The organism is Peribacillus sp. NPDC096622, assembly GCF_044762665.1.
Classification (GTDB): Bacteria; Bacillota; Bacilli; order Bacillales; family DSM-1321; genus Peribacillus; species Peribacillus frigoritolerans_B.
Genome location: NZ_JBIWES010000054.1, coordinates 1 through 1,949 on the forward strand (window position 1 = coordinate 1; position 1,949 = coordinate 1,949).

The 1,949-nt window shown below is 35.6% G+C and carries 1 protein-coding gene and 1 pseudogene; both read left to right on the forward strand.

The annotated features are described in order from the left end of the window. The first annotated feature begins 300 nt into the window (after positions 1-300). Positions 301-556 (forward strand): annotated as a pseudogene (locus ACIQYG_RS26790) (PadR family transcriptional regulator). 29 nt (positions 557-585) lie between these two features. Further along, positions 586-1,779 (forward strand): chromate transporter, encoded by a 1,194-nt coding sequence (locus ACIQYG_RS26795; protein WP_402844608.1) that lies wholly within the window; start codon positions 586-588, stop codon positions 1,777-1,779. The last annotated feature ends 170 nt before the right edge of the window (positions 1,780-1,949 follow it).

Genomic DNA, 1,949 nt, shown 5'->3' on the forward strand with positions numbered 1-1,949 from the left:
ATTGGAAGGTTATTTGGCATGCACAAATTTAGTATAGCATGAAATATTTTAAGTTTTAATTGAAAAATGTTGACTAACTATTAGCTGGTTTAGTTGCATAAAGAAAAATGCTGCCTTAAAGACAGCTCTGATCTTCAGCTAACGCCACCAGTTAGTTCAACAAGGAATATTTTTTAAATGATCAAATATTAAGAGTGTGTAAATTTATTGTTAGAATTTAAAATTAAACATTTTTAACAATTATACTTCAATATAGATAATCGATATTGCCATATAGTGTTGATAGTCAGTAGGTAAAACATTGGAATTATACAGATACATATCTTACATCTCTTTAAAGAACACCCTATCTTCGGTCTTTGGATTCTCGAAGAACTTAAAGAACACGGATATAACATCAGTTCGGGTACTTTATATCCGATTCTTCACACAATGGAATCTGATGAACTTTTAGTAAAAGGAGAACGAAACGCCGATGGGAAAATAAGGAAGTGTTATTATTCGACAATTGAAAAAGGATATGGAAGCTAGAAAGAAAGCTTATGAACTTTTTTAAAGACATTAAAGAATAGGAGGAATAATGAAGTGGATCAAAACAAAACAAACAGAAGTTTTAAGTCACTATTTGAAATACTATTTGTTTCAACAAAGCTTGGTTTAACATCGTTTGGTGGACCAATAGCACATTTAGGTTACTTTCAGAATGAGTATGTTAGAAGAAGAAAATGGGTGGATGAAAAAAGCTATGCTGATTTAGTTGCTTTGTGTCAATTCTTGCCTGGTCCAGCTAGCAGTCAGGTTGGAATTGGAGTCGGAGTTATGCGGGGAGGCATCATCGGTGGAATTTTAGCTTTCCTTGGTTTTACAATGCCTTCGGTGATAGCATTAATAATATTAGCATTATTTCTCCAAGGAATGGATGTTTCAAATGCAGGCTGGATACACGGATTAAAAATAGTAGCCGTAGCCATAGTTGCACACGCCATTTTGGGGATGTCAAAAAATTTAACTCCAGATATAAAGAGAAAAACAGTTGCATTAATAGCCTTGATTGGGACCTTGATGTGGCAGACTGCCTATGTGCAAGTAGGTATTATCATACTGGCCGCATTAATTGGTTTTCTAATTTATAAACAACACGACGAAAGTTATGAATCTAACATTCATTTTCCGATTTCGCGGGGTGTTGGATTTGTTAGTTTAGCATTATTTTTCGGGTTACTTTTTCTACTTCCAATTTTACGGGAAGTTACTTCATCAAATTGGATTGCTTTGTTTGATAGCTTTTATCGGTCTGGTTCTTTAGTGTTTGGTGGTGGACACGTAGTCTTGCCTTTGCTTGAACGTGAATTTGTCCCTACTGGATGGCTAGACAAAGAAACATTTCTTGCTGGATATGGTGCAACACAAGCTGTTCCAGGACCATTATTTACGTTTGCAGCGTACATTGGTGCCGTGATAAATGGATGGCAAGGTGGCTTATTAGCAACAATTGCTATTTTCTTACCTGCATTTCTCCTTATTTTAGGGACATTGCCATTTTGGGACACATTACGCCGTAATCCTAAAGTAAAAGGGGCATTAATGGGAGTAAATGCAGCAGTTGTAGGCATCTTAATTGCGGCATTTTATAATCCCATTTGGACCAGCTCCATCATAGCTCCTATAGACTTTGCTTTTGCTGCGATCTTATTCAGTATGCTTGTGTACTGGAAATTGCCGCCTTGGGTTATAGTAATAACCGGAGCTATTGGTGGCTCACTTATGACGTTAATATGAATCGAGGTATGTTATTAATTTATCGTTCCTTCTTTTATTGTCACATTTTTATCCATTTCTTGATGAACTAAACTGCCTCTATAAACATTGATGTATCAACGATTTGCACCACTCGGTGTATTAGGGAAATTATTTTTTCATTCTACTTTTAAACAGAGTATTGAAATTCT